The organism is Dyella sp. BiH032, from assembly GCF_031954525.1.
GTDB lineage: Bacteria > Pseudomonadota > Gammaproteobacteria > Xanthomonadales > Rhodanobacteraceae > Dyella_D.
Window position 1 is genome coordinate 2,236,689 of the sequence record NZ_CP134867.1, and the last position, 12,737, is coordinate 2,249,425.

Sequence of the window (12,737 nt, forward strand, 5' to 3'; positions counted from 1 at the left end):
CATAACTTCCGCTACCGACCCGACGCAGACGGTGTGAGTATCTTTTTGACCAAGATTCCCCCTGGGGGCAGGTATGTCCGACCCGACTACGCCGCAGGAAATGCGGGACTGGATACATGCGCAGTATTCGATGGCGACAACTGATGAGCAACGATCCCGATTGCTCGACTTACATCGGCAGCTTAACGATTCCTTGGAGCGTCAGATTACCGATCCTAAGGACTTAGAGTTGCTTCGCGATGCTCGTCGCAAAGATTACGCCTTGCTCCTGATCAGTGAGGCAGTGGACCAAGATGGCAATGTCTCGCCGGAATTGATCGCGCGGGTTACCGAACGCGAAGTTCGGGAAGGGCGAATGGCGGAAGACGATGAAATGCGGACCCTGGGGCGTATCGGTGAGCGCCTCCTTACCAATCGTTCACCGGTTTCCCCGCCAGCACTCGGCCTATTAAAGCGGCTATTCGGCAAGGCGAAGAAGAGGACATAGTTCTCTTGCGGAGAGGCGAACAACGGAGTTAACAATATCCGCTTCGTGGACCTTTTGCATAAGGGCGGTGCATGGCAGCAAAGGATATATGGGACTATCACGTGGCGACGGGATGCCCGCTGGGTCGCGCGGAGGAATTGCTATCTGCGATGTCGCCCGATCTACGAGAGCGCGTCTTATTGGCGATCAAGCAGAAGGGCGACGGTTGGCTTCTGGTCGATCCGATCGAGACGGACGCTATTTTGGCGGGGAAGGTTCGTGAGGCCGCGGACGAGGCAAGCCGCGCTGCCGACGTGGCTGGCCGCCATCGCCTCGGACGGTGCCACTTTGTTTGGGCAATGCAGAAGAAGATATTGGCGGAGCGCTACGGCATCACTTGGTTCTCACCTGCTGACATGAATCCTGCTGTGTTCTTCGATTAGCCCAACCAATGTCAAACGACCAACAAGACCGGCCGTGCGCCTTGCCTCAGTTCAACTTGCTTGGCAAGGACTGGCTTACGGTGCTGGAAGCCGCCCACTATTGCGGTGTCCATCCCGACACGTTCGCCAAGCGGGTCGGCGAGTACGGCCTGAAGCCACGCAACTTCATGGGTAAGAAGCTCTACGAGAAGGCAGAGCTTTATCGGGCTATCCATCAAGCACCGATGTGGCATGGAGCGCGCCCGCCTAGCTCCACGGCATTGCCTGTCTCGATGGTGAGAATCGGCGTAAGTCAGTCGGTGGAGGAGGCACTTAAGAAGCTCCGACAAGTAGCCCCTCGCAGGTCCACCAAGAAACCTAGGGCTACTTGACACGCCTCCTGATCGGAGTAGCGTGTAGCTGTCGCCGCAAATTCGGTGACCAGGCGTGAGAACCTGACTAGACATAGGCGCAACGGCGCCGAAGGCGCTTTTTTTGTGCCCGTTGCGCGCATGCCCGTCTTTTGCGGTGGGCGTGCAGGGCAGCTCTCGGGCTGGCCGGATTCCTATGTCTCCGGTTTCTCACCCCTGCACGTCCGCCACCTCACCGCAACGGTAGGTGGCTCACTACAGGCATAGGGGCGACATCATGAGCAAGCAGCGCAATAGCGAACCCGTAACGGACGGCCAAGGCTTCTGCCATATCCCGGTGGCGCAATGTGACTTGATGCGTGTGGAAGATGGTGTGCCGCTGGAATACGCCGTCACTCAGCTCAATTGCATTCTTGACTGCGTTAAGGAGCTGGCCGGCGATGGTGTTGACCATCGAGGTATCAGCGAGCGCCAAGCTTGGCTCATCGGTTTTTGCATGGACGTAGCGATGGGTCTCGGCCATACGATCGAAGCTTCTTTGATGAGGCTGGAGGCCAGTGTATGAGCGCCGTGCCTACCGCGGTGATTCTGCAGTTTCCTCCTAGCGCGATCGTCCGCGAAGTTCCGATCGGCGGCTTCCCCGAGCACTGGACGGATATGCATGCTCACCTCTATGAGCACTTCCGGCGTTGCGACGGGCTAACCCCGAAAGAGGCATGGGCGAGAGTTGAGCAGGACATTGCGGACGGACTGGCGGCCGATAGCCTGCTGCCTGGGGAGGACAAGCTGCTGTTTCTCGCCCGCTTGGCAATGAGTAGGCTCCCTCGGCGTAAGCTCTGTGAGGGGCAAGATATTGAAGGGTAAAGGAATCCTTCCGCTGACCGCCCGAGGCTGCCCACCTAGAATTGGTGCCGTTCGGCTGTACTTAAAATAGTTCTGCCGCGCCTAGGACGGCCAGCCGAACCCCTGGCACCTTCACCGGCTGACCAGCAACCCTTGGAATTGGAGAGAAGAGGGATGGCAATGACTAAATCCAGTACTTCAGCGCCTCGTTCGTCTCTTATCGCATCGATTCCAACACGTGAAAGGCCAAAGGCCTTACGTAGGCTATTAGATGATCTAGCCACATATCGAATCTCGCCAGAAATGTGGTCGCAGATTGGTGCGGCTGAGCAGGCACGAGCGGAATATCCTCTGGCTGAGCTTATCGATGAAACGAGAAAGCTCATCATAGATGCGGGGTTCGATATCCCTGAGACGACTAATGCGTTGACCCCAGCCGAGGACCGTTTACACAAAGTGGTGCAAGACCTTCTTGCATCTGGGGCCACCGAAGGACGATCTTTTCATCCAAGCGATATCGATCCCAACGACCCAGGTGTTCGCCTCGCGCTGAAAAAATTTCTACCCGCAGCAACGGAAGCATGGCATGACATCCAAACGATGCTATGGGGGGCATATAGGGGATTCTGTGCCGCGCATGACTGTATTGATGCTGATAAGAAAGATGAGGCAATCCACCTCCTTGGCAACGCGGCAATCAAGCTTAGTCAATCGGTTGGCGCATTGATGGCTGAGAAGCGGCAAGCCATAGCTGCAAACGCCGCCAATGCTAAACACAACGCGCCGGATGGGAGTCGATCGCGACAGGACGCCATACGCCGCGCATGGGCGTCGGGCAAGTATTCCAGTAGGGATATTTGTGCGGAGCAGGAATGCGCGGCACTCGGCATGTCGTTCTCCGCGGCCAGAAAGGCTCTCCGGAATACTCCAGATCCACCTTAGCCGATGCGTAGCAATGGCTAGCCCATGCTTTGCATACAGTGTTCTGCATGACGGCGAGGGATAACAAAGTGGGCTCACTTCTTCAGAGGTGATGCCATGCAGTCCCAGCCGACTCCTATCCGTTTCCTGCGTCTTCCCGATGTTCTCTCTCGTACTCGCTTAAGCCGCTCTCAGATCTACCGTCTGGAGGCTCATGGTCGTTTCCCTCAGCATGTAAGGCTCGGCGATGCCGTTAGCGCCTGGGTCGAGTCTGAGGTTGATCAGTGGTGTGCCGACCGTATCGCCGCTTCCCGCGGGGTGAAGGCATGACTGGGCCCCGCAACGCTTGTCCCAAATTCGATAGTTGCAGCGCCCCTATCTGCCCCCTTGATCCCGAATGGCAGCGTGCCAGGCACCTGCCGGGCGAGCGGGTGTGCCTCTGGCTTAGGGAGCTGGTGAAGGAGGGCGGAGAAGCTCGTGTAGCCCACGCGTCATCGGGAGAAGTGGCGGCCAGGGTGGCTGAGGTACTCCCCGCCATAGTTGCTAGCAGTAGCGATATCCGTAGCAAGCTCCGTGACGCTGCCCGTACTGGGACGAAGCTCAATAAACCCCACGCGCCTGCTGGAGCGGGAGGGGAGGGGGCGGCCGAGGTATTGCCTCATGCGCGCGCCCTCGGTGACGCGCGTGCTGTGACGCATCGAAGGGGGCAGCCATGAAGCCTAGGAGCCGCCAGAAGTATAAGGGGCGGAAAGAGGCCGGTACGTTCACCCGAATTCCGCATGCCGTCCAAGACTCCGCCAACTGGCAGTCCTGTAGCGGGACGGCTATCAAGCTGCTGTGCGACGTGGCTCGCCAATACAACGGAAAAAACAATGGCGATCTGTGCGCCTCGATCGGTGTGCTGCGCTCTAAGGGATGGAAGTCTCCAGACACTTTGCGCTGGGCACTCCAAGAGCTGCGGCACTACGGCTTCCTTACGCTTACGAGGCAGGGTGGACTGAATTGCCCAAGCTTGTATGCCCTGAGCTGGAAAGAAATCGACCATTGCAGAGGCAAGCTCGATTGCGCCCCGACTTCGGTTGCATCAGGCGAATGGAAGATGCCAAGAGAGCGCTTTCGTCGTGTCAAGAAAAACGCCGAGCCCAGTACGGATTCCGTAGCAGGTCGATACGGATTACGTACTAGTGGGCACCAAGAAGCCGCCTGATCGATACGGATTACGTACTAGTCAGGCCGATTTTTGCCCTTTGCCTAGTACGGATTCCGTACACCTTTCTAGATTCTTACCAAGGGGTGTTAGCAAATGCTCTCTTCTTCTGTCCCTGCTTCTATTGCTGGCGGCCGAAATTTCGATCTGAGGGCTGCCCTGGCTCCGACAGCCAAAACACAAGGATGGAACAACCGCTCGCCCGAGATCCGGCAATACGAACTCAGCGGTTGCACGCTGTATGTGGTGCCTTACCGACGTTGGGCTTATCGACGGCAGGAACGTTTGGCGGCCGAGTGGCATCGACAGCGTGAGCAAGGTTGAGCGGCCATGGCAGATGGTGGGCAGGCCATCGACCAGGCGCATGTCATTGAGCTAGCCGCACGACGGCTGGCTCGTGCCCTAGGTTATGGGGGCGGCTTTCTGGCTGATACCAGAGAAGAGGCTGAGCGAAACGCCGAGAGCACATGCGGCATAGGCCACTTGTCGGTTGTAAAGCGCGGCCGAGTTATTGAGCAGGCAGCCAAGTCCATCCATGAATCCACACGAGTCAGGCGCCAGCACGAGTGGAAGCAGTCTGCTGGTGTGATTGCCATTCCGGTGGCTAGGCCGGATCAAGACGCCCTGGCGGCTTTGAGCTTCGCAAAGCTGGATGGCCCTTTGGAGGCAATCTTGTTGCTCTATGCGACGGGTGACGTGCCGAAGTACTGGCCGATCGTGAAGCGGTTTGGCTTGGCAGTGAAGGCAGTTCGCTTCGCGGAGGAAGCATTGACGGATGCGATGCAAAGAATTCTTTGCGGTCGGGCTGTTATGGCTCAGGACATGAGAGCAAAGGCATTGAACATCCGTGCGAGCCGCTATAGGCGATTGACTTCAGCGTGCGAAGATCTGTTGCGATCGTGGCTAAAACGGGCTTCTCATCGATATCTTTTGGCGGTGACTTGAGATTAGATTTCGGAGGGTTGATCTATCTTACCGGGGGAGCTCGAAGACAATGATGGCGGGAGTGGAGGCGAGGGCAAGGAATACGGCCATGATCGGAACGATGATAATTAAACGACCGGCGTGTGTTTGCCAGCGTGGATGATGCGGATCTACGTATCGCTTGATGATTCCGTCTACAAGCAGTTCGGCAGACCAAATTGATCCTGCGATCGTGAGGCCAAATAGAAGGGCGCCTATAACAATCGGAAGGACTGCGCTCCCTGCTATGGGCGGATGCTTCTTGAGCAAAAAGCTGGCCCCAAAGCTGTATGCCGCCATAGTCCCCATGTTGCGCATGCACTCCAGCATCGATCGCTTGGCGTCGATGGCATTAGCAAATGTGCGCTCCTTGTTCTCATCTTTCGTTCTGACGGCTTCCATGGTTGGCTCCCCCTTCGTTCCGGTGATAGACGTAGTTTAGCCTCCATATGGTCAGAAGAAATTTTGAGTGATGGGCGGGACGGAAATACACCCCGCCAACAGCTATAGGTATAGAGGGGCGTCCTGCCTTGCGTTACTCCTCTCCCGCCGCCGTGCCGGGTCATGCACGGCAAACCAAATTCAACAAGGCAGATGAGGTGCAGATTATGGGCGGCGGTGGAACCCCGAAGAACACGACCACGACGACGAAGACCGAGCTTCCGCCGTGGTTGTCGAACGCGTATACGTAGTTTTTCAATCAGACTAACCAGGTCAACAGTAAGCCCTACTACTCCTACGGTGGCTAGCTCAATGCTGACCTGTCGGGGGGGCAGCAGCAGGCGCTAGCGAATGCGCAGCAAGGCGCAGCAGGCAATCCGTGGCAGCAGGGCGCCATCAATAACGTTCTGTTGGGTGGATACAACGTTAGCCCGGTTAACAACCAGTATCTAGGCGCCAATACTTTGGTTGGGGCTAATGCCTTTGCCGGTCCCAATCCGGCCCTTCAGGGCATGATCGACAAGTCCAATTCGGACATTACCCATCAGTTCCAGAACTCCCAGGCCAGCCTCGCAGCCCAGTTTGCGACGAACGGTGCGTTCGGCGGCTCTGCCATGCAGTAGGCCTTAAATGACCAGAACCGCACGCTCGCCGATGCCCTGGCGAACAGCGAAAACCAGTACAGGTTCCAGGATTACAGCACGCAGCAGCAATTGGCCGAGTCGGCATTGAATCGCTCAGTGCAGGCCCAGCAGACAGACCTGGCCCGTAACTCAGCCTTGGCCCAGCAGCAGTTCCAAAACCAGCTTAGCGCTGCCGGACAGAACGCACAGAACATCCTTGGTGCTTCGAGCCAGATCAACGGTACGTCCGCCTTGTAGGCGCAGTTCAATGGCCAGCTAGCCGGCCTTGGTCAGGTTCAGCAGGACTATAACCAGGGGAATATCGATCAGGCTTATAACGACTGGTACATGCGCAATTACGGCTACGACCAGCAGAGGCTAGCCAACTTCGGCAATGCGCTGAACTCGGTTGCTGGTCAGTTTCAGGGTACGGCTACGACGGGCCTGAATCCCGCTTACAAGCCCCGCACGGCTGGCGGTGCTATCGCGTCCGGTGTCGGTGGCGCAGCAGTTGGCGCAAGCCTGGGGGCCTCAATTGGCGGCGGTGCCGCTGCTGGTTCCACTGCGGGCCCGTGGGGTGCCGCCATCGGTGCCGCTGCTGGCCTCGCTAGCTATTACCTGTGAGGGGAAGTCATGGAATATCGCGTGATGATCGATGGAGGGTCCCCAATGGCTGCTACACATGCCGCGGCTGCGCGCTCCTTTATCGATGTACCAGTGGAGGCATCGATAGAGGGCTAGGCGCCTGCATCGGTGAAACATCCTGTGCTGCATTGCTCCGAAATTGACTTATCTCACTCAGCACTCTTGAAGTTGTGCGTCACTTTCGGTGACCGCTAGGGGCCGGCTGTGGTCTGGATTCCTTACGCACACGTCCTAGGTGTGCTGGAGGTATCGCCGAACGCAGATAACACGGCGGAAGGTGACGAGGAAAAGAACCAAGAGTCGTGGGTTTGCGGCGGTGGTTTAAGGGCGCAGCCACAGGTGCACTGAGGATTTCGTGGATAAGAGAAACCAAAAGACGCTCGCCGCCAAGGCAGATCAAACTGGCAGCGGTCCTTCCTGCCTGCGAATCTCCAAGCGAAGTGACGAGTCAGCAGCGAACGCCATGGCAAGGGCGGTTGTTGCCCCGGAGCTAGCGTCAGCCACCATCATTCAATCTTCCCTTAAAGGAGCTTACGGCGACGCGCTTGCTGGCGTGCCCATTACCGAGCTGCTGGAGCAACTACAGGCATCTACCGTTAGCGTCAATGCGGGAGACCTAAGCAGCATGGAGGGAATGCTTGTAGCGCAAGCTAGCGCGTTGAACGTGCTGTTCGCCCAACTAACCCATCGGGCCACGATGAACATGGGGCACTACATGGACCCAATGGATACCTATATGCGCCTGGCCTTGCGTGCTCAGAACCAGTGTCGTACAACCCTGGAGACCTTGGCTGCCATCAAGAACCCCCCAGTCGTCTTCGCGAAGCAGGCCAATATTGCCCACGGTCATCAGCAGGTGAACAACGAGCTGCCTCACGCGCCTACCCTGGCAGGTCATCAGAACAAACTTTTGGAGAACGAGCATGGCGAATGGCTGGACTCCGGAGCGAAAAGCACGGCAGGCCGAGGCGATCAGACGGTGGAGGCCATGGGAACGGTCAACCGGACCACGAACCGAGGAAGGAAAGGGTGTGGTCAGCCGTAACGCGTGGAAGGGAGGCCAGCGCCCTGCGCTGCTGGCTATCGCGAGGGCGCTAAGAGAGCAGCGGCAGTGGCTGGGCTCGGAAGTATCCGGCGGCTGAAGCGCAGTGCACATCCGAGGGAAGGCCTTCCCGCTTGGCTATTGCCTTGTTTGGTTGGCCGCCCCTTTCTCAGCCCCCTCTCCGATCAGCGCCCAGAGCCAGGTAACCACTACGAGGATCGGGTTCGTGTGCCAGTAGGCAGATGAGGCGAGGATTGCCACGAGAAGGCGCGGGGTAAGCAGCCATCCAAGCCACCAGAAGAAGCCACCCGTTGCCACGCTGCTAAAGAGCAGGGTGAGGCGAGGGAAAAAGCACATCGCTAAGACAAAGCCGATGCCGTGGACATCCCAGAAATCGTGATGTGCCATGAGCGTTTCCCCTTGTGTACCCGCCGAAGATAATGGCTCGGCTCAGTGTCCATATGGGTTTTTCGTCCCAGCCTTCCCCGTGTAGGGATTGACGTTGCCCTTGGTTGACCAGTTGTTGAACTTCGAGTCGTCAGCCCCGGTGCGATAGTGGGGCGGGACATAGGTGCCGGTCTTTGTCGTGTGGCCGTTTACGTGGACGACAGAGGCGTGGCTGCCGCCATGACCGCCGCCCTTGGCGACTGCGGCAAAGGAAAGAGTCAACAAGCAGCCCGCCAGCAAGAAGCTGAGTTTGTGCATGAGTTGTTCCCCCGTGGTTTTCTGCCAGGCCGTTGCAGCACGGCAGCGTGCCCGATCCTAAGCCCGCGGTAGTGGCTGGTGGTAGTGCCTTTTAGCCGATCTAGGCACACTGGGATGGCCGCTGCAACCACAGCTTGTATATGCGTAAAGCTCGGGTTTGTCAGGCCCTAAAGAGAGGAGCCAACGATGGCGTCAACTATGGTTGTCGGTTTGCCCGTTGTCGCTCAACCCAGACGTCTATTTCTGATTTCCGCCAGACTCTTTGATTGCCCAATATCTTTGCCCCGATGGGGAAGTCTGGCCGACACGCAATGCGCTCAAGGAACGTTCTGCGCTTGACGCTCAGGAAGGCCGCACAGCCATCGGCAGACAGCCAGCGGTCGCCCCGAATAAGGGCGGCGAGCCTTGGCAAAATGTCTTCTGAGTCTTTGTCCATAGGGGGCGACAACCATGGTTGACGCCTAGCGGCGCCTTCTCCGCCGCCGACCTTGCCGACCAGCTTGGATAGCGTCTCGCCACTCTAGGATGTCCTTGGCGATCCAACGTGGGTGACCATCGTTATCGGCGCGCTTGGGGAAGTCTGGGCGAGCGGCCAGGTGGTCACGCACATACAGCTTGCTTAGTCCAAGTAACTCGGCAACCTGCTCTGCATTGAGCGAGCGAAGTTCAAACGGTACTTGTACTTGATCAGCATCAGACATGGCGCACTCCCTTGGAAGGGTTACGACCCAACGAGGGCGGCAATCCTAAATGGCGGATAGCTAATGCCGAGAGAAAAATACGTCTGGTTGCTGTTTGGCTAAGGCCGAGTGGAGGGTTTCCTTGGTGCTCAGACGAGCCCACGGTGGTGCCCATCTTCGAGTGTCTGCTATAGGTCTCCACAGTCAGACGGCCAAGAGCGGCAGACATGAGCGTAACGACTCGACAGGAGCTATATGAGGAAATCTGGACGGACCCGGTAACGGTGGTGGCTAAGCGGTACGGCCTATCTGATGTCGGCCTGGCGAAGCTTTGCCGCAGGATGGGAATTCCTATTCCACCGAGAGGCTACTGGGCGAAACTGCGAAGCGGGACGAAGGTCAAGAAGACACGCTTGCCCGCCAAAGGGCATTTCGTGACCACGGTGCGACTAACCCGTTTCGATCCCGAGGTAGTTGCGGCGAACGAAGAGGCCAAGCGCCAAAAGGATGTCTTAAAAGAAGAGGTCGCCAAGACTGTTGTCTTGGCTAATAGCTATGAGCTGCATCCGCTGGTTGCACTGACGAAAAGAAGGGTCAGTCAATTCAAAGAGGAGGCCAAGAATCCTCCCAGAGCGAACGGTGTGCTCGACGTAAGAGTCTCTAAGGGGGCATTTGATCGGGCACTTCGTCTGTTCAATGCACTTATCCAGGAGATGATTGGCCTGGGTGCGATAGTGCGCGTTGACAACCAAACTCATGAGACGAAGTTCGGTTACAAGGACATAGAATTTCAGATATCAATAGCTGAGCACTTCAAGCGCATTGATCATCAGGAGACCGTGGAGGAGAGGGAGGGCCGCCTAAACCCAAGGCGAGATCCTTACTTCGGACTTCCATACTCGCCGTATGCACCCAAATATGACTATGTCGCCTCTGGCGTGCTCACTGTTTCTGCTGGAAGCTGGCCGACCAAGGTATGGAAAGACAGTGCATCAAGGCTGCTAGAAGATCGCATTCAGGACATGATTGTTGGGATGGCTGTTCTCGCCGCCGAGATTCGAAAGCGAGAGAACGAGCGCGCAGAGGCTCATCGCATTTCTGAATTGCGAAGAGTGCATGATGAAGAAGTAAGGGCGAGGCGCGAGACCGAACTTAAGAGGCTCAAGGCCGTAGAAGCCGAAGCTAGAGAGTGGGATAGAGCTAGGCAGCTTAGGTCTTATGCGGCTGCCGCAGAAGCAAAGGCGTTGAGTGCTGGAAGTCTTACGGCCGAGCTGGAGGGGTGGCTGACTTGGGTTAGGGCAAAGGCAGACTGGATAGATCCCCTCGTATCGGTAAGTGATCCGATCCTCGATGGCCCTAAGTCAAAGAACATGGGCTGGTATAAACATGCCGAGGAAGAGTAGCCAAGCGTTCTAGACATACCCGTCTGCTGCAAGATGCCATGTCGGTGGGGAGGCCATTGGCTTAGCAAGCGTGCCAGCAGGCGAGTGCCATCCATGAGGCCACAGATCGGGTCGAACAGCCCGCCCGGGTCGATAGGGAAAGGGCGTCGGTGCTGACGCCCTTTCGTGATACGCGAATCGTTTCTCAGGTCTCGTCGACTGTGGGGGCGATAGGGCCAACGATTTTGGTTGCCTCAATACCGCCCTCCCTTGCGCCAGCGGACGAGTAGGTCTCACTGGTTCCGATGGGTTCGCCATTGGCGGCCTTGAGCACGAAGTAAGGACTTCCGTCCTTCGCCGTGAGCCGGTTGTATCGTGCATCGATAGGGGAGTTAACCCGTACGGAGGCAATGCCTCCCTCTGCGCTTTGCTTTGTCGTGTAACGTTCGCTGGTGATGAGGGTCTGATAGTTGGCCGCTTGCAGTACGAAGTAGTACTGAGCACCTGAACGCCTCAAGAGATATCGACCTGCCATGGCTTCCTCCCTGTTCACTGAGGCAACTCCGGCCCCGACCACCGAGACCGGTAGCGCCTGGCGAACGTAGCAGCTATCTGTGGAGCGAGGGGATAGGTCGATCGTTCGATGGGCGCAGTCTTAGCCCTTCTTGCGCTTGATCGGTACGACTTTGCCGCCTGCCTTTAAGCCTGCCAAGTAGTCCGCCCAACCCTGCATCATCCGCTTGCGCTCTTCGAGGTATTGGGCCGCGTGGGTGTAAGCGCCGCGGACCTTATTAGACTCGGCATGCGCTAGCTGGCGCTCGATGGCGTCAGCATTCCAGCCCATCTCGTTGAGCCGAGTGGCGGCCATGCTGCGGAATCCGTGGCCTGTCATTTCGTCGGTAGCGTAGCCAAGCCGGCGGAGGGCGGCATTGATGGTGTTTTCTGACATGGGGCGGCTGGCGGTACGGACACCAGGGAATACGTAGTGGCCGTGGCCTGTTAGACCGTGCAGGTCGCGGAGAATTTCGACGGCCTGGGAGGACAGGGGAACCAAATGCGGGGCTTTCATCTTCATCCGCTCGCCAGGGATGCGCCACATGGCAGCATTCAGGTCGAACTCTGACCACTCGGCTTTGCGCAACTCGCCAGGGCGCACGAAGACCAGCGGGGCCAGCTCGAGAGCGGCTTGGGTGACGGGCTGGCCCGAGAAGCCCTCGATGGCCCTCAGAAGCTCCCCGATCTTCTTGGGATCGGTGATGGTGGCCCGATGGGTCGGCTTGGGCGTGGTGAACAGCCTACGGAGGCTGGAGGTGATATCGCTGTGCGTCCGGCCTTCGAGAACAGCCCAGCGGAACACTTGGCCAGCTGTGATCTTTGCCCGGCTGGCCGTTTCCCGCTTGCCGGCTTCCTCAGCTTTCCTGAGGACGTCGCGCAGCTCGATAGCCGTAATCTCGGTGATGGGGCGCTGACCGATATGGGGGAATAGGTAGGCTTCCAGGCGCCAGCGGTCTTTGGCAGCCGTGGTTTCGGCCGTATCGCCCTTGGCTTCGCGATACGCCATCCAGTCACGGGCAACGCGTTCAAAGGTGTCTGAGGCGATGGCCTCTGCTTGGACCCTGGCGGCCTTCTCGGCCCTCCGCCGCTCACTCGGGTCTTCGCCCTGGGCTAGAAGCCTCCGGGCCTCCTCATGACGCTGGCGCGCGTCCTGGAGCGAGACGACGGGGTAGGAGCCAAGCGCCAGTAGCTTCTCCTTGCCAGCGACGCGATATTTCCATCGCCATAGCTTCGAGCCAATGGGGTTCACGAGCAGATACAAGCCGTTGCTTACCGCGATCTTGTATGGCTTGTCCTGTGGCTTCGCTTTGCGCAGCGCAACGTCGGTGATGAGCTTCGGCATCTGGGGGTATCCAGTTGACGGGTCTGGGGGCGATACCCCCACGTACCCCCAGATATACCCCCAAAAGGGGCGAGATTCTAGGAGACGCCCCTGGACGTGTCTGGACGGCAGGCATAAAAAAACCCGCAT

15 protein-coding genes are annotated in these 12,737 nt (G+C 57.9%); 10 read left to right on the plus strand and 5 right to left on the minus strand.

The window, feature by feature from the left end; genetic code table 11:
• The first annotated feature begins 73 nt into the window (after positions 1–73).
• From RKE25_RS09875 to RKE25_RS09905, 7 genes are all read left to right on the plus strand, one after another.
• Entirely contained in the window at positions 74–487 is a 414-nt protein-coding gene (locus RKE25_RS09875; RefSeq protein WP_311842049.1) for a hypothetical protein, read from the plus strand.
• Positions 488–558: 71 nt separating this feature from the next.
• Entirely contained in the window at positions 559–909 is a 351-nt protein-coding gene (locus RKE25_RS09880; RefSeq protein ID WP_311842050.1) for a hypothetical protein, read from the plus strand.
• A gap of 627 nt (positions 910–1,536) precedes the next feature.
• Complete coding sequence (locus tag RKE25_RS09885) at positions 1,537–1,824, plus strand: DUF3077 domain-containing protein (protein WP_311842051.1); 288 nt, start codon at positions 1,537–1,539, stop codon at positions 1,822–1,824.
• Positions 1,821–2,123, plus strand: a complete 303-nt coding sequence (locus RKE25_RS09890; RefSeq protein ID WP_311842052.1) for a hypothetical protein — start codon at positions 1,821–1,823, stop codon at positions 2,121–2,123. Before RKE25_RS09885 ends, RKE25_RS09890 begins: the two co-directional genes overlap by 4 nt.
• A gap of 282 nt (positions 2,124–2,405) precedes the next feature.
• The gene (locus RKE25_RS09895; RefSeq protein ID WP_311842053.1) at positions 2,406–3,044 is read left to right on the plus strand and encodes a hypothetical protein; all 639 of its coding nucleotides are present in this window, start codon (positions 2,406–2,408) and stop codon (positions 3,042–3,044) included.
• A 96-nt stretch (positions 3,045–3,140) separates the two neighbouring features.
• The gene (locus tag RKE25_RS09900) at positions 3,141–3,353 is read left to right on the plus strand and encodes an AlpA family transcriptional regulator (RefSeq protein WP_311842054.1); all 213 of its coding nucleotides are present in this window, start codon (positions 3,141–3,143) and stop codon (positions 3,351–3,353) included.
• Between the two features lie 1,207 nt (positions 3,354–4,560).
• Positions 4,561–5,175: a hypothetical protein gene (locus tag RKE25_RS09905; RefSeq protein WP_311842055.1), complete on the plus strand. Its 615-nt coding sequence runs from the start codon at positions 4,561–4,563 to the stop codon at positions 5,173–5,175.
• A 27-nt stretch (positions 5,176–5,202) separates the two neighbouring features.
• On the opposite strand, the gene RKE25_RS09910 is transcribed toward RKE25_RS09905, so the two are convergent.
• Positions 5,203–5,595 carry a hypothetical protein gene (locus tag RKE25_RS09910; RefSeq protein ID WP_311842056.1) on the minus strand — a complete coding sequence of 131 codons (393 nt, stop codon included), beginning with the start codon at positions 5,593–5,595 and terminating at the stop codon, positions 5,203–5,205.
• A 1,010-nt stretch (positions 5,596–6,605) separates the two neighbouring features.
• On the opposite strand from RKE25_RS09910, the gene RKE25_RS09915 reads away from it, so the two are divergent.
• Entirely contained in the window at positions 6,606–6,881 is a 276-nt protein-coding gene (locus RKE25_RS09915) for a hypothetical protein (protein WP_311842057.1), read from the plus strand.
• 376 nt (positions 6,882–7,257) lie between these two features.
• Positions 7,258–7,947, plus strand: a complete 690-nt coding sequence (locus tag RKE25_RS09920) for a hypothetical protein (RefSeq protein WP_311842058.1) — start codon at positions 7,258–7,260, stop codon at positions 7,945–7,947.
• A 135-nt stretch (positions 7,948–8,082) separates the two neighbouring features.
• Here RKE25_RS09920 and RKE25_RS09925 read toward each other — a convergent pair whose 3' ends face one another.
• Together RKE25_RS09925 and RKE25_RS09930 are read right to left on the minus strand one after the other, a co-directional pair.
• Positions 8,083–8,352, minus strand: coding sequence for a hypothetical protein (locus tag RKE25_RS09925; RefSeq protein WP_311842059.1), 270 nt, complete (start codon positions 8,350–8,352; stop codon positions 8,083–8,085).
• A gap of 42 nt (positions 8,353–8,394) precedes the next feature.
• Positions 8,395–8,649, minus strand: coding sequence for a hypothetical protein (locus RKE25_RS09930; RefSeq protein WP_311842060.1), 255 nt, complete (start codon positions 8,647–8,649; stop codon positions 8,395–8,397).
• 907 nt (positions 8,650–9,556) lie between these two features.
• Here RKE25_RS09930 and RKE25_RS09935 point away from each other — a divergent pair.
• Positions 9,557–10,732 (plus strand): hypothetical protein, encoded by a 1,176-nt coding sequence (locus tag RKE25_RS09935; RefSeq protein WP_311842061.1) that lies wholly within the window; start codon positions 9,557–9,559, stop codon positions 10,730–10,732.
• A 184-nt stretch (positions 10,733–10,916) separates the two neighbouring features.
• Here the strand turns inward: RKE25_RS09935 and RKE25_RS09940 are convergent, their stop codons facing one another.
• Both RKE25_RS09940 and RKE25_RS09945 read right to left on the minus strand, forming a co-directional pair.
• Positions 10,917–11,246, minus strand: a complete 330-nt coding sequence (locus RKE25_RS09940) for a YegP family protein (protein WP_311842062.1) — start codon at positions 11,244–11,246, stop codon at positions 10,917–10,919.
• 120 nt (positions 11,247–11,366) lie between these two features.
• Complete coding sequence (locus RKE25_RS09945; RefSeq protein WP_311842063.1) at positions 11,367–12,608, minus strand: tyrosine-type recombinase/integrase; 1,242 nt, start codon at positions 12,606–12,608, stop codon at positions 11,367–11,369.
• Positions 12,609–12,737 lie beyond the last annotated feature (129 nt).

Excerpts from the sequence above, each read along its gene's own strand:
- RKE25_RS09890 (WP_311842052.1), top strand. The coding sequence starts at position 1,821 with ATGAGCGCCGTGCCTACCGCGGTGATTCTGCAGTTTCCTCCTAGCGCG.
- RKE25_RS09935 (WP_311842061.1), top strand. The coding sequence starts at position 9,557 with ATGAGCGTAACGACTCGACAGGAGCTATATGAGGAAATCTGGACGGAC.
- RKE25_RS09900 (WP_311842054.1), top strand. The coding sequence starts at position 3,141 with ATGCAGTCCCAGCCGACTCCTATCCGTTTCCTGCGTCTTCCCGATGTT.
- RKE25_RS09915 (WP_311842057.1), top strand. The coding sequence starts at position 6,606 with ATGCGCAATTACGGCTACGACCAGCAGAGGCTAGCCAACTTCGGCAAT.
- RKE25_RS09875 (WP_311842049.1), top strand. The coding sequence starts at position 74 with ATGTCCGACCCGACTACGCCGCAGGAAATGCGGGACTGGATACATGCG.
- RKE25_RS09885 (WP_311842051.1), top strand. The coding sequence starts at position 1,537 with ATGAGCAAGCAGCGCAATAGCGAACCCGTAACGGACGGCCAAGGCTTC.
- RKE25_RS09910 (WP_311842056.1), bottom strand. The coding sequence starts at position 5,595 with ATGGAAGCCGTCAGAACGAAAGATGAGAACAAGGAGCGCACATTTGCT.
- RKE25_RS09925 (WP_311842059.1), bottom strand. The coding sequence starts at position 8,352 with ATGGCACATCACGATTTCTGGGATGTCCACGGCATCGGCTTTGTCTTA.
- RKE25_RS09945 (WP_311842063.1), bottom strand. The coding sequence starts at position 12,608 with ATGCCGAAGCTCATCACCGACGTTGCGCTGCGCAAAGCGAAGCCACAG.
- RKE25_RS09930 (WP_311842060.1), bottom strand. The coding sequence starts at position 8,649 with ATGCACAAACTCAGCTTCTTGCTGGCGGGCTGCTTGTTGACTCTTTCC.
- RKE25_RS09880 (WP_311842050.1), top strand. The coding sequence starts at position 559 with ATGGCAGCAAAGGATATATGGGACTATCACGTGGCGACGGGATGCCCG.
- RKE25_RS09905 (WP_311842055.1), top strand. The coding sequence starts at position 4,561 with ATGGCAGATGGTGGGCAGGCCATCGACCAGGCGCATGTCATTGAGCTA.
- RKE25_RS09940 (WP_311842062.1), bottom strand. The coding sequence starts at position 11,246 with ATGGCAGGTCGATATCTCTTGAGGCGTTCAGGTGCTCAGTACTACTTC.
- RKE25_RS09895 (WP_311842053.1), top strand. The coding sequence starts at position 2,406 with ATGTGGTCGCAGATTGGTGCGGCTGAGCAGGCACGAGCGGAATATCCT.